This is a genomic window from Nocardia amamiensis NBRC 102102 (assembly GCF_001612745.1).
GTDB classification, from domain to species: Bacteria; Actinomycetota; Actinomycetes; order Mycobacteriales; family Mycobacteriaceae; genus Nocardia; species Nocardia amamiensis.
The window spans coordinates 26,732-49,018 of the sequence record NZ_BDBA01000045.1; the positions used below are offsets into that span (position 1 = coordinate 26,732).

Sequence of the window (22,287 nt, forward strand, 5' to 3'; positions counted from 1 at the left end):
GCCGTAGGCTATTCATCCGTTGGCGGTAAAGGCTCATCGCGGCACGCCCGCCCAGGTCCGGCCGGTGATCAGCTCGTAGGCCTCCACGTACTTCTGCCGCGTCGCCGCGACGATGTCGGCGGGGATCTCCGGGCCGGGCGGCTCCTTGTCCCAGCCGGTCGAGGTGGCCCAGTCGCGGACGAACTGCTTGTCGAACGAGCGCTGCGCGCGGCCGGGCTCCCATTCGGCGGCGGGCCAGAAACGGGAGGAATCCGAGGTGAGCACCTCGTCACCGAGGGTGAGGACGTCACCGTCCCAGCCGAATTCGACCTTGGTGTCGGCGACGATGACGCCGCGTTCGGCGGCATGCGCCGCGCCGCGGGTGTAGATGTGCAGGGTCAGCTCGCGCAGCCGCTCGGCGACTTCGCGACCCTCCTGGTTCACCACGTCGGCGAAGGTGATCGACTCGTCGTGTCCCTCGGACGCCTTGGTGGTCGGCGTGAAGATCGGCTCGGGCAGCTTGTCGCCCTCGCGCAGCCCTGGCGGCAGCGCCACCCCGGACACCGTGCCGGTCCGCCGGTATTCCACCAGACCCGACCCGGTCAGGTAGCCGCGCGCGATGCATTCGACCTGCACCATCTTCAGCGGCTTGACCCGGATGCCGCGTCCGGCGAACTCGGCGGGCACGTCGGTCGCTGAGACCACGTGATTCGGCACGTCGGTGAAGTACTCGAACCACCAATTCGACAGTTGCGTCAGCAGCGCGCCCTTGTCCGGGATCGGCGTCGGCAGCACCACGTCGTACACCGACACCCGATCGGAGGCGACCAGCAACAGCGTGTCGCCGTCCTCGTAGAGGTCACGCACCTTCCCGGCGTGCACATGCTTCAACCTCGAGCCTCCGAATCCGTGCTGGTGAACCTGCCCTGCACCAGGCACAATACCGCCGCCCGCCGGAGGCGCCCGGCACGCCGTCCGCTACCGCTGACGATCCGGCTCACCGGGGCCGGTCGGGAAAGTCCCGCGCGGCTGACCGCTGCGAGGTGGCATTGTTGGTGGCGCACGTGCCAGTTCTTCGACCACGAAGGAGCCCTATGTCCGCACCCAACCTCACTCGCGAACAGGCAATCGAACGAGCCTCGACGGTGTCGGTCGAGAACTATCGCATCGAGCTGGACCTGACCGACGGGGCGGGCAAACCGGGCGAGCAGACCTTCTTATCGCGCAGCACCGTCACCTTCACCGCGACGCCGGGCGCGGGCACGTTCGTCGACATCGTGGCGCGCGGTGTCCGCTCGGCGGTGCTCAACGGCGCCGCGCTGGACATCTCCGGCTACGACGAATCGACCGGTATCACGCTGAACGATCTGGCCGAGCGCAACGAGCTGGTGGTGGAGGCCGACTGCGAGTACTCGAACACCGGCGAGGGCCTGCACCGGTTCGTCGATCCGACCGACGACGCGGTGTACCTGTACTCGCAGTTCGAAACCGCCGACGCCAAGCGGATGTTCGCCTGCTTCGACCAGCCCGATCTGAAGGCGACCTTCGACCTCACCGTCACCGCGCCCGCGGACTGGCAGGTCGTGTCCAACAGCGCCGTCGTGGAAACGCTCGCGGCCGACCCGGGCAAGCACGTCTTCCACACCACCCCGAGAATGAGCACCTACCTGGTCGCGCTCATCGCGGGCCCGTACGCGCGGTGGACCGACGTCTACACCGACGAGCACGGCAGCATCCCGCTGGGTCTGTACTGCCGCTCCTCGCTGGCCGAGTACATGGACGCCGAGCGGCTGTTCACCGAGACCAAACAGGGCTTCGGCTTCTATCACGGCAATTTCGGCGTCCCCTACGCGTTCGGCAAGTACGACCAGCTGTTCGTGCCGGAGTTCAACGCCGGTGCCATGGAGAACGCGGGCGCCGTGACATTCCTGGAGGACTACGTCTTCCGCTCCAAGGTGACCCGCGCGTCCTATGAGCGTCGCGCGGAGACCGTGCTGCACGAAATGGCGCACATGTGGTTCGGCGACCTGGTCACCATGAAGTGGTGGGACGACCTGTGGCTGAACGAGTCCTTCGCCACCTTCGCCTCGGTACTGTGCCAGTCCGAGGCCACCGAATACGCCAACGCGTGGACCACCTTCGCGAACGTGGAGAAGTCCTGGGCATACCGGCAGGACCAGCTGCCCTCCACGCACCCCATCGCCGCGGACATCCCGGATCTCGCGGCCGTCGAGGTGAACTTCGACGGCATCACCTACGCCAAAGGCGCCAGCGTCCTGAAGCAGCTGGTCGCTTATGTGGGTTTGGACCCGTTCCTGGCGGGGTTGCGCGCGTACTTCGCCGAGCACGCCTACGGCAACGCCACGTTCGACGATCTGCTGGCGGCGCTGGAGAAGTCGTCCGGGCGGGATCTGTCCACCTGGGGCGCGCAGTGGCTGAAGACCACCGGCCTGAACATCCTGCGCCCCGACTTCGAGGTGGACGCCGAGGGCAGGTTCAGCTCGTTCGCCGTGGTCCAGGAGGGCGCCCAGCCGGGCGCGGGTGAGCGGCGCGTGCACCGTCTGGCCATCGGCGTCTACGACGATCAGGACGGAAAGCTGGTGCGCACCAAGCGCGTCGAGCTCGACCTCGACGCCACCGAGCGCACCGAGGTCCCGGAGCTGGTCGGCGTGCCGCGCGGCCAGTTTGTGCTGGTCAACGACGACGATCTCACGTACTGCTCGATCCGGCTGGACGCCGGCTCGCTCGACGTGCTGGTCAACCGCATCGCCGACATCGCCGAGCCGCTGCCGCGCACATTGGCCTGGTCGGCGGCCTGGGAGATGACTCGCCAAGCCGAGTTCCGCGCCCGCGATTTCGTCGCGCTGATTCAGCGCGGAGTCGGCGCCGAGACCGAAATCGGTGTGGTGCAACGACTTCTGATGCAGGCCAACCTCGCGATCGGCAGCTACGCCGACCCGGCCTGGGCCGATGCCACCGGCTGGCCGGACTACGCGAACCGGCTCCTGGAACTGGCTCGCGAAGCCGAATCGGGCTCGGATCACCAGCTGGCCTTCGTCAATGCGCTGACCGGCGCGAAGCTGTCGGATTGGCACACCGAGGTGCTGCGCGAGCTGCTCGACGGCGACCCGGCGAAGGTCGGACTGGCCGGACTCGTGGTCGACACCGACCTGCGCTGGCGGCTCGTGTCCGCGCTCGCTGCCGCGGGTGAGATCGATGCCGACGGACTGGAAACCCCCGTCATCGACCAGGAGCTGGCGGGCGACCCCACCGCGGCGGGCAAGCGCCAAGCGGCCGCGGCGGCGACGGCCCGGCCGATCGCCGAGGTGAAGGAACAGGCGTGGGCCACCGTGATGCGCGACGACTCGGTGCCCAACGTCACCGCCCGCTCGATCGTCGGCGGCTTCGCGCCACCCGGACAGGGTGAGCTGCTCGCCCCCTACGTCGAGCAGTACTTCGCGGAGATCCCCAGCGTCTGGGAGCGCCGCTCCAGCGAGGTCGCCCAAACCGTGGTGGTCGGCCTCTACCCGCACTGGGCGATCAGCGAGGACGCGGTGTCCGTCGCCGACAAGTTCCTCGCGGGCGACCACCCACCCGCCCTGCACCGACTGGTCAGCGAGGGCAAGGCAGGCATCGAACGCTCCCTGCGCGCCCGCACGTTTGACGCCCAGCCGTAAACGAAACCGGCGCGTCCACCCCGTTGAAGGGGTGGACGCGCCGGGCTACGACCTATCTGGCTACCTACCGATGGCAGCGGCCATCACGCGAACCGCCGAAACGAGGCCGTCGATCAGCTGGCCCTGCCGGATCGAGCTCAGCGCCGCGGTGACGCCGAGCTGGCAGACGCGATCATTCGCGCGGTCGGCGACGTCGCGGCCCGCACGCACCTCGATCGCCTTGTCGTTGGGCGAGACGGCGATGAGCACCGAGCGCGCCGCCTCCGGTGTGCCGGGGAAGATCGCGTCCGCGCCCGCGGCCGGGTCGTGGCCCAGATCGCCGATGTAGACGCTGAAACGCACCTTGGTCGCGCGGGTCGCCTCGGTGAGCACGTTGTCCATCGTGAGCCGCTCGTGATCGTTGAACGGCGCTTCCTTGAACACATCGCCCGCCTCGTGCACGCCGGAGACGCGCCCGCTACTGGTGAGCGCGTATCCGTGCGGCAGATCGGCTTCGACCACCGCGGGCCACTTAGAACCTGCCACTTGCCCGTCCTCCGATCAGCTCCACCTCGGTGGCCTCGATGGCCGCATGGTGTCCATGCGAGGTCTCTGCGATGTGGTGACCCGGGACGGTCACCTCGTCGGTAGCACTCCACAGCACCGGCGCCGAGGTCCACTTCTGGCCGAGGGCGAAGTGGACCGGCTTCTCGCCAGGCAGTGGCTTACCGAGAAACGACAACCCGGCTATGACGCCGTAGATCACCAGCGGAATGCCGGCGAAGATCAGCACTGTCTCGAGAATGCTCACGGGTCAAAGGTAGACGATCGTGTGTAGTAGTTCTTCGTCCGGTCGAGCCGTTCGCCGGTCCTCGGCCCTGCCACCCCGCCGCGACCTGGGCTTTTCGGTCCGTTCTCACACCAGCCAGGCCGTCGCGTTCGGGGGCAGCTGTCCGCCGTCGGACGGTGCGCTGGCCAGCAGCACCTCCCCGGGCGGCAGCTGGATCGGCGCGTTCGAGGCGTTGAGCACGCAGACCAGTCCGCCGGGCCGCCGGAACGCCAGACAGCCCGGCGGGCTGCCGTACCACTCGATCCGGTCCCCGGCGAACTCCGGCCGCAGCCGCCGCAGTTCGATCGCCATGCGGTACAGCGACAGGGTGGAGCCGAGCTCCTCCAGCTGCGCTTCCACCGTCAGCCCCGCCCACTCGGAGGGAATCGGCAGCCAGGGCGTGCCGGCGGTGAACCCGAACGGCGGCGCGGCGCCCTCCCACGGCAGCGGCACCCGGCAGCCGTCGCGGCCGCGCTGCGTGTGCCCGGAGCGCTCCCATACCGGATCCTGCAGCACCTCGTCGGGCAGGTCATCCACGTTGGGCAGTCCCAGCTCGGCGCCGTTGTAGATGAACACCGAGCCGGGCAGCGCGAGCTCCAGCAGGATCATCGCGCGCGCCCTGGCGACGCCGACCGCGCCACCGCCGTACCGGGTGACCTCGCGCTCGATGTCGTGGTTGGACAGCGCCCAGGTGGGCACGGCGAAGACCGGCCCGACGGCGGCGAGCGAATTGCCGATCGCGTCGCGCACCGCCCCGGCGTCGAACGCGGCCTCGGCGAGACGGAAGTTGAACGCCAAGTGCAGTTCGTCGGAGCGCACGTACTCGCCGAAGCGGGTGTTGTCGTTCACCCACACTTCGCCGATGGTCACCGCGTCCGGATACTCGTCGACCACCTTGCGGATCCGGCGGTGGATCTCGTGGACCGCGGGGTTGTTGAAGCGCGGGTCGCTGTCGTCGTGTGCGAGCAGGGCCGAGACGGCGAGCTCGGGCATGTCGGGCAGGCCGTCGGGTTTGGCCATGCCGTGCGCGACGTCGAGCCGGAACCCGTCCACGCCACGGTCGAGCCAGAACCGCAGAGTCTGCTCGAAATCGGCGGCGACCTCGGGATCGGCCCAGTTCAGGTCCGGTTGCTCGCGGGCGAAGATGTGCAGGTACCACTGGCCCGGCGTGCCGTCGGGCTCGGTGACCCTGGTCCACGCGGGTCCGCCGAAGATGCTCGGCCAGTTGTTCGGCGGCTCGGCGCCGCCGGGTCCGCGGCCGTCGCGGAAGATGTACCGTTCGCGTTCCCGGCTACCGGGGCCCGCCGCCAGCGCCGCGTGGAACCACGGGTGCTGATCACTGGTGTGGTTGGGCACCAGGTCCATGGTCACCTTGATCCGGCGGGCATGCGCCTCGGCGATCAGCGCGTCCATCGCGGCGAGACCGCCGAAGAGCTGGTCGATGTCGCGCGGATCGGCGACGTCGTAGCCGCCGTCGGCCATCGGGGAACGCATCACCGGACAGACCCACAGCGCGTCGACGCCGAGCAGTTCGAGGTAACCGAGTTTGTCCCGGACTCCGCCGAGATCACCGATCCCGTCGCCGCTCGAATCCGCGAAGGATCTCGGATATACCTGGTAGAACACGGCCGACCGCCACCACGGCTGGGTGGCGCGATCCACCGGGGCAGTCACGGCTGGTGCATCACTCACATCCGCCATAGTGCCAAAGCCGAATTCGCCCCCACCGCAACGCGGTCGACACACACCTCTCCCGGCGCGCGCGAACGCGTTGTCAGAACGGGGCGTTCACCAACGAGTTGGCGGCCATCTCCAGGTAGTCCAGCAGCGCCTTGCGGTGCTCGTCGTCGAGGATTTCGGGCTCGATCTCCGCGACCGCGATACGCATGCAGCGCAACCAGGCGTCGCGCTCGATCGGTCCGATGGTGAACGGCATGTGCCGCATGCGCAGGCGCGGATGGCCGCGCTCGTCGGAGTAGGTGCGCGGGCCGCCCCAGTACTGCTCGAGGAACATCCGCAACCGGCGCTCGGCCGGACCGAGGTCCTCCTCCGGATAGAGCGGACGCAGCACCTCATCGGCCGCGACCTCGCGATAGAACGTCGCGACGATCCGCCGGAACGTCTCCGCCCCGCCGACCGTCTCGTAGAACGACGTCGCTGTCTGCTCGCCCGAAGTCATAGACCCTCTCGATTCACCGGATGCGCCGCTGTCCATTGTGCCCGCGTCGGCGCGCGGCTGCCCTCCCGCTGCCGCTCAGCGCCGGGAAACGTCGCGGGTGAGCTGCTCTTCAGCCACAGTTAACCGGACATTGTTGGAAATCACCGTGCATTGCCCGACGTTCCATGGTCAACTGGGTGACAGTCTCTGCTCCGCAGATACCACATGATCCTGCCAATCATGAAATCGAGGTCGAGATGAAGCAGCGGCACAGTGCGCGGTCACATGAGGTGCGAGCGCACCGACAACTCCAGCCCGCCGACGTCCACAATCGTGGGTCGGGGGCTACTCCGCTGCACATCTTGTCCGACTATCACCCGGGCGGACATCGTGGCCATCACGACCACGGCCCCCGCCCCACCGCACCGCCCACCGAGGGCACGAACTGGCTCAAGACCAGGGTGCTGCTTCTGAACGCCACCTACGAGCCGCTCACCGCTTTGTCCGCGCGCCGCGCGATCGTCCTGCTCATCTGCGACAAGGCCGACGCCGTTCACCACAACGACGAGGGACCGGTGGTGCACTCCGCCGAGACGTCGGTCGCCATTCCGTCGGTGATCCGCCTGCGCAGCTACGTCCATGTGCCCTACCGCGCCCGGGTGCCGATGACTCGCGCCGCCCTCATGCACCGGGACCGCTATCGGTGCGGCTACTGCGGCGGCAAGGCCGAGACCATCGATCACGTCATCCCGCGCAGCCGCGGCGGGGAACACTCCTGGGAGAACTGCGTCGCCAGCTGCGCGCCGTGCAACCATCGCAAGGCAGACAGGCTGCTCAGCGAACTGGGCTGGACCCTGCGCTCCCCGCTGGTCTCCCCGAAGGGCCCGCACTGGCGCCTGCTGTCGACCACCGCCGAACTCGACCCGGTGTGGTTGCAGTATCTCGGCGAAGGCGCGGCCTGAGCCCTCAGGTGTATTCGATCACCAGCGTCGCCCAGGTCGGCGACGCCAGGGCCTCGAACACATGCGGCTGATCGCCTGGGTAGGCGATGTAGTCGCCGGGATGTAGCTCGACCGGCGCGTCGACGGGGCCGACCAGCGCGCGTCCCTCGGCGAGCAGCACGTGCTCGACGACGCCCGGGATGTGCGGGTCCGATCTGCGCGCATGCCCGGGCTCCGCGGTGATGCGGAACAGATCACGGCGCGAGTTGGCCGGACCGGCGGCCAGCAACGTGGCTCGATACTCCGATTGCTCGGCGGCCACCACCGGGCCCTCGCCCGCCCGGATCAGGTGCACGTTCGGGCGCGGCGGGTCGAGCAACCGGGAGAACGGCATGTCCAGCGCGACGCACAGCGCCCACAATGTCTCCAGGCTCGGGTTCCCGGTTCCCGATTCCAGTTGCGACAACGTGGATTTCGCGATACCTGCCCGATGGGCGACCTCGCTCAGCGACAACCCGACCCTGGTGCGCTCGCGGCGCAGCGCGGAGGCGATCACCGCCTGGGGTGTCGTCGCGTCCTGCTGCGTCATGCCAACAGAAAACCATATTGACGAACCGGCCTGCCATGTTCACTATAGAAAACATGCGTTCGATATGGCGAACACTGAGCCGAGATGGGCTGTTGGGCATCGCGGCCGTCTGCGCCGCCGTCGGTGTGATCGGGGTTTCCTACGGGGCAACGGCGGTCGATGCGGGCTTCCCGATCTGGCTGCCCATCCTCCTCGGCTGCGTGGTGCTCGCCGGAAGCTCGGAGTTCCTTTTCCTCGGCATCGTAGCCACCGGCGGTAGCCCGATCGCGGCCGTGCTCGCTGGGCTGCTGGTGAATGCCAGGCACCTGACCTACGGGCTGTCGGTTCCCGACGTGGTCGGCACCGGCTGGCGGCGGCCGCTCGGCGTGCATCTGATGAACGACGAGTCCGTGGCGCTGGCGATCGCGCAGCCCGACGCGCGGCGCAAGCGGGCGGCCTACTGGGTCACCGGCGCCGGGGTGCTGCTCGCGTGGCCCGGCGGTGCGGCGATCGGAGCGTTGATCGGGTCGGTGGTCCCCGATACCTCGGCCCTCGGATTGGACGCGGTGTTTCCCGCGGTGCTGCTCGCGCTGGTGCTGCCAGCCCTGCGCGATCGAGCCACGCTCGGCGCGGTGGGCGTCGGCACTGCGGTCGCGCTGGCCACCGCACCCTTCCTGCCGACCGGACTGCCTGTGCTGCTTGCTCTTTCGGGAGTGCTCGTCGCTGCGCGCGAACGACCGGCTGCAGCCGTCACACCGGAAGCGCGATGATGCTGGCCGCCGGAATATTCGCCCTCGCCGTCGGCACCTACGCCTTCCGCTGGGCCGGTCCGGCACTGCGCGAACGGGTCCGCATTCCCGCACGAACGGTGCGCCTGCTGGAGATCGGCGCGGTCGTCCTGCTCACCGCACTGGTCGCCGTCACCACCCTGCCGTTCGGCACGGGTGATCTCGGATTCGCCATGCCCGCAGGCGTTCTCGTCGGCGGAGCACTCGCCTGGAAACGGCAACCCATCCTGGTGGTGATTCTGGCCGCCGCCTCGACCACAGCGTTGGTACGCCTGTTCGGTGTCTCCTGACCATCCCGAAAAGCGTTCTCCGCCAGCCTCTTCTCCACTCATACGGGGCGGCGCCGTCCCCTCCTGCTGACGGCGCCGCCCATTCAATCAATCGTCTCCGGGCGGCCATGTGCTACTACGGAATTCGCCTCAGCACCCGGCACACACTCGGCCGCACACAAGGCCCTCGCGCGCACTGCGGCGACAACGCGGCCGCCCGGCAGCAATGCACAGCGACAGCTTCAACGCGGCACCGATGGCATCGGCGAAGTGCCCCGCATATGCCCAACCTCGACTTTCGAGCGATGGGAGAAGCCAACCCCATTCGTGGCCAGTTGGCCGCCACGTCCGCGACGAACTCGCCACAGGCACCCCACCAGCACGCCTCCGCGGACGGCGGACCTCGATGCCGCGCTTCCATCTCGCGCAACCACACCGGCTCCACTCCCGTTTTCGAGCGCAGCGAGATCGAGCATTGCCAGTTCGCGGCCCGGCTCGCGTCCGAGCGGCCGACGCGCAAGCGACGAAGTCGCCAGCGGCGGTCGCTCGGACGCGAGCCACAAGGGGGCCGCGAACACGCAGCGCCGCAGGCGCTGCAAATTGGACAGAGCTCAGTGCGGCAGCAGCGGAATCCCACCGCCGAGGCGGCGGGCGACCGAGCCATAGCGGGCGTCCAGCCGCAACCAGGTTCTGGTGGCGCGGACCCGAACGATCTCGGCGGGCGGAATGCGGCCCGGATCGGCCTTCTCTCCCGAATGTGGGATGAAATCCATTGCGGTGAGCGCGAAGACGACCCGCATCGGTACCTGCACCTGAATGCCCGCACCGGACACGGTCAGCACGGCCTGATCGAGTAGCGAGGCGGGCGGGCCGTGGCTGCTGCCGTGTTCCTTCGCCAGCCGCGCACCCTGTTCGGCGAGTTCGACCAGAGTGCGCGCGGGCACGTCGTCGACATGCGTGAAGCCGTCCGCGGGCGGCAGTGCGCCACGCCAGGCGGAGTCCATCGAATATCCGAGGTCGATCGGGCTGCCGCCGGCCAGCCCGGCCAGCAAGAGCTCGGCGCCGACGGTCACATCGTCGACGCCGAGCTCGGCGACCACGGTGCGCACCGCCAGCGCCTCGAAACCGGTGGCCACCCACGCGGCCACGTAGCCTTCCCCGCGACGGCGCAGACGCACCACCGCCGCCGGGTCCAGCCGCGCGGCTCTGGCCAGGAATGTCGCGAGATTCTCCCGCTCCGCCGGATCGGACACGTGCAGCACTCGTTGTTCCGCCATCACGACTGCTCCGCGGTCACCACTGGACGATCACCGACCCGCGAGGGCTTCACTCCATCCACTCGGACAGATAGTCGCGTTCGGCGTCGGTGAGCCTGCGCAACCGCTGCGCCCGCATGTCGAACGCCGCGATCTGGGTGGACGCGACCACCGCCGCCGGTGAGCCGGGCTCGGCGCCGGAGGCACGCACCTCGTAGCCGATGGTGAAATCGACCGCGCGGAGCTGCTCGATCCACATCGCGATATCCAGCGGCGTGTCCTCGTGCCGCAGCTGGCCGCGGTAGCGGACCCGCAGGTCGGCGAGGACGCAGCCCTCGCGCAGCGGGGCGGTCGGGCGGCCGTCCTCGAACAGCCACGGGATCCGCGCCTCCTCCAGCAGCGTCACCATGCGGGCATGGTTGACGTGCTGGAACGCGTCCATGTCCGACCATCTGACTTCCACTTTGGCGTGAAAGCGCTTGGGCAGCACAAGACTGCCCGCCGCGGTCCCGTCTCTGTGCATCGACCTCGTCACCGTGGTACCTCCGATTGAGCGCCCACCCCGCTCACCATGCTCCGCACTTGCCGCGCTGCAACCGACAGCGTGGCGAGATCGTGGGTCCCGGACTCGAACAACTCCGACAGTGCCGCCCTGGCTCGGCCGAGGCGGGACTGGTTCTTCGACTCCCAGTATGCAATCTTCTCGTCCGCCGTCTCCTCCGGGTCGCCGCCGGAGAGCACGTCGAGGGTGAGTGAACGCAGCGACCCGTACATGTCGTCGCGCAACGCCAGCCGGGCCAGCGCGTGCCAGCGGTCGCCGCGTTCGAGATGGCTGACCGCCTGCAGCAGCCAATCGATCTTGAGGTGATCGTTCAGCGCGTAGTACAGCGAGCCGACCTCGTCGCCGTCCCGGTCGGTGATGTCGGCGATGTCCACGATGTCCAGCAGCGGGAACAGGTTGAGCAGGCCGAACACCTCGGTGGCCAGATCGATCGGCGCGCCGCGCGCGATCAGCTCGGCGGACTGGTCGGTGAGCGTGGATACGTGATGCCCGCGCAGCCAGCCCGGCACCTTCGGTGCGAGTTCGCGCACCTCGTTGCGGTACCGGCTGATTTCCGAGCCGACCGCGACCGGCTGCGGCCGGTTGCTCAGCAGCCACCGGGACGCTCGATCCAGGGTCCGCTTGGTTTCCAGCTCGAGCAGGTCGCGCACCGAGGCGGGCGCGTCGCATGCCCGGATCCGCACCCACATCTCGTGCAGGTCGAAGATCCCGCTGGCCGCGGCGAAGGCGCGTACCGCGTCGGTGGTGGTCGCGCCGATCTCCTCGTTCAACCGGTGCGCGTAGGTGACACCGCCGAAGTCAACCATCTCGTTGGCGATCATGGTGGTGACGATCTCCCTGCGCAGCCGGTGCCGCTTGATCGCCGCGCCGAAACGGCTGCGCAGCGGCGTCGGGAAGTACTCGGCCAGCCGCGCGGCGAAGTACTGGCTGTCGGGCAGGTCGGAATCGAGCAGATCGGCCTTGAGTGACAGCTTCACATGCGCCATCAGGTTCGCCATCTCCGGCGACGCCAGACCCCCGCCGTCCTCCAACCTGCGCTTCATCTCCTGATCCGAGGGCAGCGCCTCGAGTTCGCGATCCAAGCCGCGGCGTTGCTCGAGATCCTCGATGAGCCGCATCTGGACACTGAGCATCTGCGCGGCCTCGGTGCGCGAAATGCCCATCAGGAAGTTCTGCGCCACGTTGTCCCGCAGAACCAGCTGCGCGACTTCGTCGGTCATCGAGGCCAGCAGCGGGTTGCGCTCGGTGTCCGGCAGCTGTCCGCTGGAGACGACGGCGTCCAGCAGGATCTTGATGTTCACCTCGTGGTCGGAGCAATCCACACCCGCCGAGTTGTCCAGCGCGTCGGTGTTCATCTTGCCGCCGTTGCGGCAGAACTCGATACGGCCCAGCGCGGTCGCACCGAGATTGCCGCCTTCGCCGATCACTTTGACACGCAATTGATTTCCATTGACCCGGACCGCGTCGTTGGACTTGTCACCCACCTCGGCGTTGGTCTCCGTGCTCGCCTTGATGTAGGTGCCGATGCCACCGTTCCACAGCAGGTCGACCGGCGCGAGCAGGATCGCGCGAACCAGTTCCGGCGGCGACAGCGATTCGACGTCGTCGGCCAGTCCGAGCGCCGCCCTGGCCTCCGGGCTGATCGGCACCGCCTTCACCGTCCGGTCCCACACGCCGCCGCCGGTACTGATCAGTGCGGCGTCGTAATCGGCCCACGACGAGCGCGGCAGCGTGAACAACCGCTGTCGTTCGGCGTAGGAGATGGCCGCATCCGGATTCGGGTCGAGGAAGATGTGCCGGTGGTCGAACGCGGCCACCAAACGGATGTGCTCCGACAACAGCATCCCGTTGCCGAACACATCACCACTCATATCACCGACACCCACGACCGTGAAATCCTGCGACTGGGTGTCGATCTCCATCTCACGGAAGTGCCGCTTGACACTCTCCCACGCACCCTTGGCCGTGATACCCATCGCCTTGTGGTCATAACCCGCCGAGCCACCCGAAGCGAACGCATCACCCAGCCAGAAGCCATAACTCTGGGCCACATCATTGGCGATATCGGAGAACGTCGCGGTGCCCTTATCGGCCGCAACAACGAGGTAGGTGTCGTCACCGTCCCGGCGCACCACCCGCGCGGGCGGCAACACCTCACCGCTGACACGGTCCACATTGTCGGTGATATCGAGCAGGCCGGAGATGAACGTGCGGTAGCAGGCAACACCTTCCGCGCCCAACGCCTGCCGATCCGCCACCGGATCACCAGTCGCCGCGGGTGGCTGCTTGACCACGAACCCACCCTTGGCGCCAACCGGCACGATCACGGCATTCTTCACCGCCTGCGCCTTCACCAAACCCAGGATCTCGGTGCGGAAGTCCTCCAACCGATCCGACCATCGCAAACCACCACGCGCCACCGAGCCGAAGCGCAGGTGCACGCCCTCGACGCGGGGTGAATACACGAAGATCTCGAACTGCGGACGCGGCCTGGGCAATTCGGCGATCGCGTGCGGTTCGACCTTCACCGAGACGTAATCGCGCGACCTGCTTTCCCGGTCGGTCACGTAGTAGTTGGTCCGCAGCGTCGCTTTGACCAAGCCCAGCATCGCACGCAGGATGCGGTCCGCGTCCAGGCTGACGACATCATCGATCCGGCCGCGCACCTGGACCTCCAGCTCGGCGGCAAGCTCGGCGGAGACGGTATCGGGATCGAACCGCGCCGCGAACAGGTCGACGAACAACCGCGCGATATCCGGATAGGTGAGCAGCACCCGGCAGATGTTCGCCTGGCTGTACGGAAAGTCGGCCTGCTGCAAGTACTTCGCGTAGGTCCGCAGGATCGAGACGGCCCGCCACGGCAGCCGGGCGCGCAGTACCAGCTCGTTGAGGCCGTCCGCCTCCGCGCGCCCGTACCACATCGCCTCGAACGCTTCCACGAACCGTTCGCGCAGACCCCGCACCTCCTCCTCCAGCACATCGGCGCGCTTGGAGGACTCGAGCAGCTCCGCATCCAGATCCCGGTCCAGCGAACTGCGCAGCAATTCGGGGCGGGCCAGCAGACCGAAGTCGTAGATCCACCGCTCACCGCCCGCGCCGCCATCGGCCGCGGTCTCCAGCTCGACCTGGTACGGCCGCTCGTCCACCACCTCGACGCCGAGACTCTGCAACACGGGGAGCACCTGGCTCAGGGAAATGCCCCGCCCACCGATGTAGAGGGTGAAGCGCCACGAACCCGGCTCAGAATCCGGCTTGCGGTAGAGGTATTGGTCGATGCCGCCGTCCCGCAGCCGCTCCAGGCGCACGATGTCGGCGAGTGCGCGAGTGGCAGAGAAATCCTGCTTGTAGCCCTCGGGGAAGGCTTGCGCGTACCGCTGCACCACGGCGGGATCGAGCACCGCCGACGCGCTCACCTCGTCGTTCAGATGGTCGTCCCAGGTGCGGCTCGCCTCGGCGAGCAGGCTCTGCAGACGCAACCGGTTGACTTCGGAGGTGTCGGCGGCCGGTGGCGCCTGAGGCGGAGCGCCGGACTCGGCCTCTGCCATTCGCACCGTGAAATACACACGCGCCAAATCGCTTTCGCCCACTCGCGCGGAGTAGTCGATGGACACGCCGCCCAATTCGCGGACCAGGATGTCCTGCATCTCCAGCCGGACCCGGGTGGTGTAGCGGTCGCGCGGCAGGTAGACCAGGCAGGCGACATAGCGGCCGTAGGCGTCCGCGCGCAGGAACAGGCGCACCTGGCGGCGCAGGCCCACGCTCAGCACAGCGGTCGAGGTGCGCCGCAGCGTCTCGGCATCGGAGGAGAACAGCTCGGTGCGCGGGAAGGACTGGATGACCTCGAGCATCGCCTGACCGGAGAACGAATCCAGATCGAATCCGCTCGCCTCGATCGCCGACCGCACCCGGCGTTCGATCACCGGGATATCCAAGACGTTCTCGTGCACCGCGGTGACGGTGAAGACGCCGATGAACAGATGCTCGCCGATGATCGTCCCGGTCGCGTCGAAGTCGGCGACACCGACGAAATACGGATACACCGAGCGGTGCACGGTGGCGGGCACCAACCCCTGGGTCAGCGTGAGCAGCGGACGGTCGCCGCCGTTGACCGGAACGTGGAAGTCGGTGCCGACATCCGGCCGCAGCACGCCGAGGCAGGTGCCGGGCAGCATGGTGGACGTCTCCTGCCCCTGGCCGGCACTCAGGCGGTAGCGGGCATAGCCGAGGACAGTGAAGTTTCCCTGCCCCAGCCAGCGCAGCAGATTGGCCGTGTCGACCAAATCGGTCGCGGTGAACGGCGCCGACCCGGACTGCGCGGCCAGTTCCAGGTCGTCGGCCAGCTTGCCCTGCACGTCCCGGATGGCTTCGGTGTCGCCGATCACCTGGCGCACGTCGTCGACCACGTCCGGGACGGCGGCCTCGACCCTGGCCAACAGCGCCGGGCTGGTCGACGGATGCAGTTGCACATGCATCCAGGATTCGCGGAGACCGGCCGCGCCGGTGCCGTCGACCTCATGCGGTGCGGCGTGCGTCAGCCGCCCGTCGGGGTCCCGCTCGACCTCGAAGATCGGGTGGATGATCTCGCTGACGCTGACACCCATCCGGCTCAACGACGAGCTGATCGACTCGACCAGCAGCGGCATGTCGTCGGTGACGATCTGCACCGCGGCGCCGACCCCGGACCCGTCATCAGGGTGGTACACACGTACCAACGCGCGACCGGGGAGGCGAGTCACCGCCAGCTCCATGTGCCGACGGAAGATCTGCGTGATGCCGGTGATCGCACAGTCCACATCGCCCGCGTCGACGTGGCGGAAATACGCTTCCTCGAGCGTCGCGAGGTCGCCGCGCAGCGACTGCGGCAAACCCGCGGCCCACGCCGCGCTGGACAATTCGGACGAGACGGTCATTTTTCGCCAACTCCTCGGATATCGGTTCCGTAACAAAGTGACGCCGGTCCGAGAGTAACTGTGCGCCGAAGACACGTGGGTGAGTTCCCTTCCGATATCCGGGTATTCACCACGACCGCGGAGTTCGCCGCTCAGGTGCCGAGGCCCAACAGTCGACCTCGGCGCAGTACAAGATCGGACCCGCGAACGTCAGGTGAGCGCTACAGGTCGTATCCGCGGCGGCAGTGGCGCCGTACCGGTACCTCGGGTCAGCTCGGCCACCGCGTCGGTGGTCCCGGCCACCGATTGCTCGAACTGCGCCTGCGCATTCACAACTCCCACCCTAGCGAGCTACGCGCGGGTAGGTGTCACTCCTGGTCCGGGTTGTCGCCCAAGGTTCAGGGCGCCGCTTCACGGGGGCACCCGTCCACCGGCTCCGCCGTGGACTCGGGACTCGGCACACGCCTGCCACAGTGGAGATCCGCCGACTCCACGCACCTCCGCCGAAATCATTGCGCCGCGCCAATGTCTGATGCAGAACTCCTGTGCCGCACAGCTTCGTCCGCCGATACCGGCCGCAGCCTTGGTGTGACCGCCATGCGACTTCACCGAACCGTCCGCCTCGTGGCGGCGTAGGTGCAGCCGTCCGCTAGCTCGGGCGCGTTCACCTCGAGCCGATGCGCGAAATCAGGGTGCAAAGCGCGCGGCCGAGCGACCCGCGCGACCGAGTTGCACCACTACCCGCGCAACGCGTGAGCCGTCAGCAGAGACGCGCGGCCCGACCGGGGTGGGTGCGAGTCGGCGGCACCCACCCCGCCGTAGCCGACTCAGCCGCGGGTCAGCTTCCGGTGCGTAACCCGGTGCGGGCGGGCCGCTTCCGGGCCGAGACGCTCCACCTTGTTCGCCTCGTACGCCTCGAAGTTGCCTTCGAACCAGAACCACTTGGCGTCGTTGTCCGCGTCGCCCTCCCACGCGAGGATGTGGGTGCAGGTGCGGTCGAGGAACCAGCGGTCGTGCGAGATGACCACGGCGCAGCCGGGGAACTGATCCAGGGCGTGCTCCAGCGAGCCGAGGGTCTCCACGTCGAGATCGTTGGTCGGCTCGTCGAGCAGAATCAGGTTGCCGCCCTGCTTGAGGGTCAGCGCCAGGTTGAGGCGGTTGCGCTCACCACCGGAGAGCACCCCCGCGGGCTTCTGCTGGTCCGGTCCCTTGAAACCGAAGGCGCTCACGTAGGCGCGCGACGGCATCTCCTGCTGGCCGACCTCGATGTAGTCCAGGCCGTCGGAGACCACCTGCCACACCGTCTTCTTCGGGTCGATGCCCGCACGGTTCTGGTCGACGTAGCTCAGCTCGACCGTCTCGCCGACCTTCACTTCGCCGCTGTCGGGCTGCTCGAGCCCGACGATGGTCTTGAACAGCGTGGTCTTACCGACACCGTTCGGCCCGATGACACCGACGATGCCGTTGCGGGGCAGCGTGAACGACAGATCCTTGATCAGCTGGCGGTCGCCGAAGCCCTTGTCCAGGTGCTCGACCTCCACCACCACATTGCCCAGACGCGGGCCGTGCGGAATCTGGATCTCTTCGAAGTCCAGCTTCCGCATCTTCTCGGCCTCGGCCGCCATCTCCTCGTACCGACCGAGGCGGGCCTTGTTCTTCGCCTGCCTGGCCTTGGCGCCGGAACGCACCCAGGCGAGTTCTTCCTTGAGCCGCTTCTGCAGCTTCTGGTCCTTCTTGCCCTGCACCTCGAGGCGCTCGGCCTTCTTCTCCAAGTAGGTGGAGTAATTGCCCTCATAGGGGTAGGCACGGCCGCGGTCGAGCTCGAGAATCCACTGCGCGACGTTGTCCAGGAAGTACCGGTCGTGGGTGACCGCAAGCACGGCGCCCTGGTACTGCGCGAGGTGCTGCTCGAGCCAGTTCACGCTCTCCGCGTCCAAGTGGTTGGTCGGCTCGTCGAGCAGCAGCAGGTCGGGCTTGCTCAGCAGCAGCTTGCACAGCGCGACCCGGCGGCGCTCGCCACCGGAGAGAGTGGTGACCGGCTCGTCCGGCGGCGGGCAGCGCAGCGCGTCCATCGCCTGCTCGAGCTGCGAGTCGATGTCCCACGCGTCGGCGTGGTCCAGCTCCTCCTGGAGCTTGCCCATCTCGTCCATGAGCTCGTCGGAGTAGTCGGTGGCCATCAGCTCGGCGATCTCGTTGAAGCGGTCCAGCTTGACCTTGATCTCGCCGAGACCCTCCTCGACGTTGCCGCGGACGGTCTTCTCCTCGTTCAGCGGGGGCTCCTGCTGGAGGATGCCGACCGTGGCACCGGAAGCGAGGAAGGCGTCACCGTTGTTCGGCTGGTCCAGTCCGGCCATGATCTTCAGCACGCTGGATTTACCCGCGCCGTTCGGGCCGACGACGCCGATCTTGGCGCCGGGAAGGAAGTTCAAGGTGACATCGTCGAGCACGACTTTGTCGCCGTGCGCCTTGCGAACCTTCTTCATCTGGTAAATGAACTCAGCCATAAGTGTGCAGCCTATCGGTGCGGGATACGAGAGGACGAAGCAGAGCCACCACTGCCGCCGGACGAAAACCGGTCATGCGGTCAAGTACCGACGGGCTCGGGCACGCTGCCGCGGGGAGGTGTGGAGCCTACGGCCGCGACGTCCTCCCCCGGCGCGTCGCCGACCGGCTCCCGATTGTCAGCGCTCGAACCCGCCGAAGTATTCCGCGGCGCCGGATCGGACCATCGCGTCACCTGCGCGGCACAGCGGGACAGGTCCGGCCCGACCGCGGTGGCGCGCATCTCCAGATCCCGGCGCTCGACGCCGTCCTTGCTGCGGTATTCGTGCGAGCGCAGCTGACCGTAGGCGATGATCGGGTCGCCGCGGCGCAGCGACGCCTCGACCCCCGCCACCAACCTGCGCCAGCAGCTGACGGTGAGATACAGCGTGCCGTTGTCCACCCACTGCCCCGAGGTGTGATCGAGCCTGCGGGAGTTACTCGCCAGCCGGAACGTGACCACCTGTTCGCCATTGGTCAGGTCCCGCTTGATCGGATGAGTAGCGATCGTTCCGATGACGGTCGCGTTCGCCTCGTACATAGTTGGCCCCTTCGCATTCGGATCCGGGCTGGTCCGGATTTCCTCCCCCTCCAGGAGGGCACCTCCAGCGTGCTCGGAATCCACGCGCGGCGGGAGACCCGATCCGCGAATGTGCACAACTGTCCGACTTGTGAAAATCGGATCTTTCATAGGCGCTAGGTCAGAACACAGCAACGTCGGTGTTCGCACCGCACAGGACGACGATCGGCCGCTCATCCGGCGCAGGGACGTACGCGCCGCTGTGAATGGCGGCCAGCGCCGCGGCTCCGGTCAACTCGACCAGGATGCGGAACTCACGCCACAGGTATTCCCGCGCCGCGCCGATCGCGTCCTCGCTGACCAGCAGCGACCGCACACCGTTGCGGCGGGCGACATCGAGAGCGATGTCACCGATCCGGGTCGGGCCGAGCGAATCCACGGTGACCCGGGATCCGGCCACATCCACGGGATGGTCCGCCTCGAGCGCCGCACCGAGGATGGCTGCCCCCTCGGGCTCGATCCCGATCACCTGCTGACGGCGCCCGAGCGCGGCCGCGATCCCGGCGACCAATCCGCCGCCGCCCACCGCGGCCAGCACCGGTGGTCGTCCACGCACCTGATCCTCGAGCTCGAGCCCGATCACGCCGATCCCGGCGACCACGGCGGGCAGGTCGTAGGCGTGCAGCAACAGCGCGCCACGATCGGCGGCGAGTTCGGTCGCGTGCCGCCGGGCCTCGGCATAGCTGGTTCCATACCAGAGCACTTCGGCGCCGTGCGACCACATCGCCGCGACCTTGGTGTGCGGCGCGGTCTCCGGCACCACCACGGTGCAGGACTTGCCCAGTCGGGCGGCGGCCAGCGCGGCCGCGATGCCCGCGTTGCCGCCGGAGGCGATGACGACCTGATCGATGCCCTGCCCCGACTCCAGCAGCGCGTTCAGGCTGCCGCGTACCTTGAACGTCCCGGCGTGCTGGAGGTGCTCGAGCTTCAGCGTCACCGGCACCGGACCCGACGGGCTCGCGACGGACGTGTGGAAGACCGGGGTCTTGCGGATCTGCCCGGCCATCCGCCTGCGCGCGCTTCGCACGTCCGACCGTTGCACCCGCCCGATCGGTCTGTGTGCGGAGACCGCGGTGGCGCGTTCACTCACTTGCGCACTTCTCCATCTCGCTTGGCCAGTTCGGCGAACATGGCGTTGTGTGCGGCGAGGGCGGCGCCGTTGTCGCGTTCGGCGGCTCGATCGGTGCGCTGCGCGAGCCGTTGGTCGCTGCGAGACCATTGGATCAGCAACGCCAGCATCACCACCACCAGGGGAACCTCGCCGCTTGCCCAGGCCAGGCTGCCGCCGGTGCGCTGGTCGCCGAGCAGATCGGCGTTCCAGCCGAGGCCGAGGCTGCGGTAGAACCAGCCACCCAGCACCGTGGCCATGCTCATCAGCGCGACCCCGAAGAACGCGTGGAACGGCAGCGAGCCGAACACCATGGCGAGCTTGGTCAGCGGCTGTACCTGCCGAGGTTTGGGATCGATGCCGATCACCACCCAGTAGAACAGGTAACCGCTGAACAAGAAGTGCACATTCATCAGCAGGTGCGCCGCATGCGAGTCGGCGTAGGCGTCGAAGATGCCGCCCAGGTACAGCGCGTAGAAACCGGCGACGAAGATCGCCGAGGCCACGACCGGATGGGTCAGGAAACGCGACACCGGGTTGTGCACCGCTGCCAAGAGCCATTCCCGCGGACCCGGCACGCCGCCGCGGCCCGCCGGCTTCAGCGCCCGCAGTGCCAGCGTCACCACTCCACCCAGTGCGAACAGGATCGGTGCCAGCATCGACAGCGCCATGTGCGCACCCATGTGCACACTGAACATCGCGGGCGAATACCGGCCGACTCCGGAGGATGTCGCGATCAGCAGCACCACACAGCCGGACAGCCACGCGAGCGTGCGCCCGGCCGGCCACGCGTCCCCGCGCGCACGCAGCCGCCGCACACCGAGCAGATACAGCACCGCAAGCACGATCGACAGCGTTCCGAAGATCAGGTCGAACCGCCAGTCGAACAGCAGCCGGGCAAGGGTCGGGGGCCCGGCCAAGTTGTAGCCGAGTTCCACTTCGGCCGGTGTGGGAACCGAGTCGGGCGGTGGCGGCGGCGTGCGCCCGAGCCCTACGGCGAGGCCGACGGTCGCGGCGAAGATCAACACCTCGACACCCGCGTACCGCACCAGCGCGGCGCGATCAGCGGCATCCGCCGCCAACGCGGGCAGCGCGGCGCGGCGCTGGAGATAGCCGAACACCCCCAGCAGCACCAGCGCGGCGGCTTTGGCCAGCACCAGCCTGCCGTAGGTACTGGTGAACAGTTCGTCCAGTGGTACCCGCACCCACGAGTTGAGCACGCCGCTGACCGCGATCACGGCGAAGGCGACGGTCGCGGTCAGCGAGAAACGCCGCGCCGCCACATCGGTGTACGCACCGCCGCGCAGGGCGTGCGCCAGCACCGCGAACAGTCCGCCGACCCAGACCGCGGACGAAACCAGGTGCAGGATCAGGCTGTTGGTGGCGACATCGTGCGATCCACCCGAGGACGAATGTCCGGTCAACGCCAATGGCATCATCGTGAGGATCGAGGCGCCGAACAACGCGGGCGTCCAGCCCCAGCGCAACGCCAACCTGCACCCGACCGCGACGATCAGCGCGAAGATCACAGTGGTGCGCCAGGCACCGGCCAATTCGATCTGCGCGATCGCCCGCCACAGACTCTCCGGCCGGAGGATGGCGGTCACCGGCTGGCCCGTGGTGTCGGAGACGGTGAGCGGCACGAGCAGCGCCGCGCAACACGCCCAGACCAGCGCGAAGTTGGATGCCCTTCGCACCGCGCGGTACCCGCCGACGTCCAGCAGGCCGTTCGGCTGTGGCGGCACCAGGAACGCCGCGAACAGCAATGAGCCGACCGTCAGCGCCGCGGACAGATCGGCCAGCGCACGCACCGCGGGCAGCCCGTAGGTGGTCGACGCGCCCGGGTCCGGAATGCCGAGCAAGCTCAGTGCCTGCGCCGCGGACAGCCCCACCACCAGCGCCGCGACCACGGCCGCGATGGCGCCGGACAACGCCGTGACCGCCGCGAACGCCGCCCTGGGCCGGGAAGCCTCGGCATCAGCAGCGGTGGACGGGGCAGACGCGGACGACATGCGATTGAGCGTAGTTCGGCGAGTATTCCGTGGCCCGGTCGGGTTTGGGCGGATATTCTGGGCCGCGGATCACCACAGTGCGTCGACTACGGTCTCGGGGTGGCTGAAACGTTGCTGCTGCTAAGAAACGAGCGACCTGGACGGTCGCTAT

At 68.1% G+C, this 22,287-nt stretch carries 18 protein-coding genes; 4 read left to right on the forward strand and 14 right to left on the reverse strand.

Features of this window, described 5'->3' with window-relative positions; all coding sequences use genetic code 11:
- Nucleotides 1-33: 33 nt before the first annotated feature.
- A complete protein-coding gene (locus NA4_RS11655; protein WP_067468471.1) occupies nucleotides 34-870 on the reverse strand; it encodes a phosphoribosylaminoimidazolesuccinocarboxamide synthase in 837 nt (278 codons plus the stop codon).
- A 203-nt stretch (nucleotides 871-1,073) separates the two neighbouring features.
- On the opposite strand from NA4_RS11655, the gene pepN reads away from it, so the two are divergent.
- Entirely contained in the window at nucleotides 1,074-3,656 is a 2,583-nt protein-coding gene (gene pepN, locus NA4_RS11660; RefSeq protein ID WP_067468474.1) for an aminopeptidase N, read from the forward strand.
- A 60-nt stretch (nucleotides 3,657-3,716) separates the two neighbouring features.
- Here the strand turns inward: pepN and NA4_RS11665 are convergent, their stop codons facing one another.
- From NA4_RS11665 to NA4_RS11680, 4 genes are all read right to left on the reverse strand, one after another.
- On the reverse strand, nucleotides 3,717-4,181 hold the full coding sequence (locus NA4_RS11665; RefSeq protein ID WP_067468477.1) for a DUF5130 domain-containing protein: 465 nt from the start codon (nucleotides 4,179-4,181) through the stop codon (nucleotides 3,717-3,719).
- On the reverse strand, nucleotides 4,168-4,446 hold the full coding sequence (gene ctaJ, locus NA4_RS11670; protein ID WP_067468480.1) for an aa3-type cytochrome oxidase subunit CtaJ: 279 nt from the start codon (nucleotides 4,444-4,446) through the stop codon (nucleotides 4,168-4,170). The genes NA4_RS11665 and ctaJ overlap by 14 nt, the downstream gene beginning before the upstream one ends.
- A 105-nt stretch (nucleotides 4,447-4,551) precedes the next feature.
- The gene (locus NA4_RS11675; RefSeq protein WP_373862775.1) at nucleotides 4,552-6,156 is read right to left on the reverse strand and encodes a glycoside hydrolase family 13 protein; all 1,605 of its coding nucleotides are present in this window, start codon (nucleotides 6,154-6,156) and stop codon (nucleotides 4,552-4,554) included.
- Between the two features lie 82 nt (nucleotides 6,157-6,238).
- Complete coding sequence (locus NA4_RS11680; protein WP_067468486.1) at nucleotides 6,239-6,643, reverse strand: globin; 405 nt, start codon at nucleotides 6,641-6,643, stop codon at nucleotides 6,239-6,241.
- A gap of 236 nt (nucleotides 6,644-6,879) precedes the next feature.
- Here NA4_RS11680 and NA4_RS11685 point away from each other — a divergent pair, with 236 nt between their 5' ends.
- Nucleotides 6,880-7,584 carry an HNH endonuclease gene (locus tag NA4_RS11685; protein ID WP_174552929.1) on the forward strand — a complete coding sequence of 235 codons (705 nt, stop codon included), beginning with the start codon at nucleotides 6,880-6,882 and terminating at the stop codon, nucleotides 7,582-7,584.
- A 4-nt stretch (nucleotides 7,585-7,588) separates the two neighbouring features.
- On the opposite strand, the gene NA4_RS11690 is transcribed toward NA4_RS11685, so the two are convergent.
- Complete coding sequence (locus NA4_RS11690; protein WP_067468489.1) at nucleotides 7,589-8,152, reverse strand: helix-turn-helix domain-containing protein; 564 nt, start codon at nucleotides 8,150-8,152, stop codon at nucleotides 7,589-7,591.
- Nucleotides 8,153-8,205: 53 nt separating this feature from the next.
- On the opposite strand from NA4_RS11690, the gene NA4_RS11695 reads away from it, so the two are divergent.
- Nucleotides 8,206-8,901: an AzlC family ABC transporter permease gene (locus NA4_RS11695; RefSeq protein WP_067468491.1), complete on the forward strand. Its 696-nt coding sequence runs from the start codon at nucleotides 8,206-8,208 to the stop codon at nucleotides 8,899-8,901.
- On the forward strand, nucleotides 8,898-9,209 hold the full coding sequence (locus NA4_RS11700; RefSeq protein ID WP_067468494.1) for an AzlD domain-containing protein: 312 nt from the start codon (nucleotides 8,898-8,900) through the stop codon (nucleotides 9,207-9,209). Before NA4_RS11695 ends, NA4_RS11700 begins: the two co-directional genes overlap by 4 nt.
- Before the next feature lie 590 nt (nucleotides 9,210-9,799).
- On the opposite strand, the gene NA4_RS11705 is transcribed toward NA4_RS11700, so the two are convergent.
- From NA4_RS11705 to NA4_RS11735, 8 genes are all read right to left on the reverse strand, one after another.
- Nucleotides 9,800-10,465, reverse strand: coding sequence for a DUF8185 domain-containing protein (locus NA4_RS11705; RefSeq protein ID WP_067468497.1), 666 nt, complete (start codon nucleotides 10,463-10,465; stop codon nucleotides 9,800-9,802).
- Nucleotides 10,466-10,514: 49 nt separating this feature from the next.
- Nucleotides 10,515-10,967: an acyl-CoA thioesterase gene (locus tag NA4_RS11710; RefSeq protein WP_084496992.1), complete on the reverse strand. Its 453-nt coding sequence runs from the start codon at nucleotides 10,965-10,967 to the stop codon at nucleotides 10,515-10,517.
- 8 nt (nucleotides 10,968-10,975) lie between these two features.
- Nucleotides 10,976-15,916, reverse strand: coding sequence for an NAD-glutamate dehydrogenase (locus NA4_RS11715; RefSeq protein ID WP_067468500.1), 4,941 nt, complete (start codon nucleotides 15,914-15,916; stop codon nucleotides 10,976-10,978).
- Between the two features lie 189 nt (nucleotides 15,917-16,105).
- Nucleotides 16,106-16,228: a hypothetical protein gene (locus NA4_RS43225; RefSeq protein ID WP_281032437.1), complete on the reverse strand. Its 123-nt coding sequence runs from the start codon at nucleotides 16,226-16,228 to the stop codon at nucleotides 16,106-16,108.
- Between the two features lie 494 nt (nucleotides 16,229-16,722).
- Nucleotides 16,723-18,399, reverse strand: coding sequence for an energy-dependent translational throttle protein EttA (gene ettA / locus NA4_RS11720; RefSeq protein ID WP_067468503.1), 1,677 nt, complete (start codon nucleotides 18,397-18,399; stop codon nucleotides 16,723-16,725).
- Between the two features lie 80 nt (nucleotides 18,400-18,479).
- Nucleotides 18,480-18,977 (reverse strand): single-stranded DNA-binding protein, encoded by a 498-nt coding sequence (locus NA4_RS11725; protein ID WP_084496993.1) that lies wholly within the window; start codon nucleotides 18,975-18,977, stop codon nucleotides 18,480-18,482.
- A 160-nt stretch (nucleotides 18,978-19,137) separates the two neighbouring features.
- Complete coding sequence (locus NA4_RS11730; protein ID WP_084496994.1) at nucleotides 19,138-20,106, reverse strand: serine/threonine dehydratase; 969 nt, start codon at nucleotides 20,104-20,106, stop codon at nucleotides 19,138-19,140.
- Nucleotides 20,103-22,136: a bifunctional copper resistance protein CopD/cytochrome c oxidase assembly protein gene (locus tag NA4_RS11735; RefSeq protein ID WP_067468506.1), complete on the reverse strand. Its 2,034-nt coding sequence runs from the start codon at nucleotides 22,134-22,136 to the stop codon at nucleotides 20,103-20,105. Before NA4_RS11735 ends, NA4_RS11730 begins: the two co-directional genes overlap by 4 nt.
- Nucleotides 22,137-22,287 lie beyond the last annotated feature (151 nt).

Coding starts and splice junctions, on each gene's coding strand:
- NA4_RS11710 (WP_084496992.1), bottom strand. CDS start 10,967: ATGCACAGAGACGGGACCGCGGCGGGCAGTCTTGTGCTGCCCAAGCGC.
- NA4_RS11715 (WP_067468500.1), bottom strand. CDS start 15,916: ATGACCGTCTCGTCCGAATTGTCCAGCGCGGCGTGGGCCGCGGGTTTG.
- pepN (WP_067468474.1), top strand. CDS start 1,074: ATGTCCGCACCCAACCTCACTCGCGAACAGGCAATCGAACGAGCCTCG.
- NA4_RS11735 (WP_067468506.1), bottom strand. CDS start 22,136: ATGTCGTCCGCGTCTGCCCCGTCCACCGCTGCTGATGCCGAGGCTTCC.
- NA4_RS11725 (WP_084496993.1), bottom strand. CDS start 18,977: ATGTACGAGGCGAACGCGACCGTCATCGGAACGATCGCTACTCATCCG.
- ettA (WP_067468503.1), bottom strand. CDS start 18,399: ATGGCTGAGTTCATTTACCAGATGAAGAAGGTTCGCAAGGCGCACGGC.
- NA4_RS11680 (WP_067468486.1), bottom strand. CDS start 6,643: ATGACTTCGGGCGAGCAGACAGCGACGTCGTTCTACGAGACGGTCGGC.
- NA4_RS11700 (WP_067468494.1), top strand. CDS start 8,898: ATGATGCTGGCCGCCGGAATATTCGCCCTCGCCGTCGGCACCTACGCC.
- NA4_RS11685 (WP_174552929.1), top strand. CDS start 6,880: ATGAAGCAGCGGCACAGTGCGCGGTCACATGAGGTGCGAGCGCACCGA.
- NA4_RS11690 (WP_067468489.1), bottom strand. CDS start 8,152: ATGACGCAGCAGGACGCGACGACACCCCAGGCGGTGATCGCCTCCGCG.
- NA4_RS11705 (WP_067468497.1), bottom strand. CDS start 10,465: ATGGCGGAACAACGAGTGCTGCACGTGTCCGATCCGGCGGAGCGGGAG.
- NA4_RS11695 (WP_067468491.1), top strand. CDS start 8,206: ATGCGTTCGATATGGCGAACACTGAGCCGAGATGGGCTGTTGGGCATC.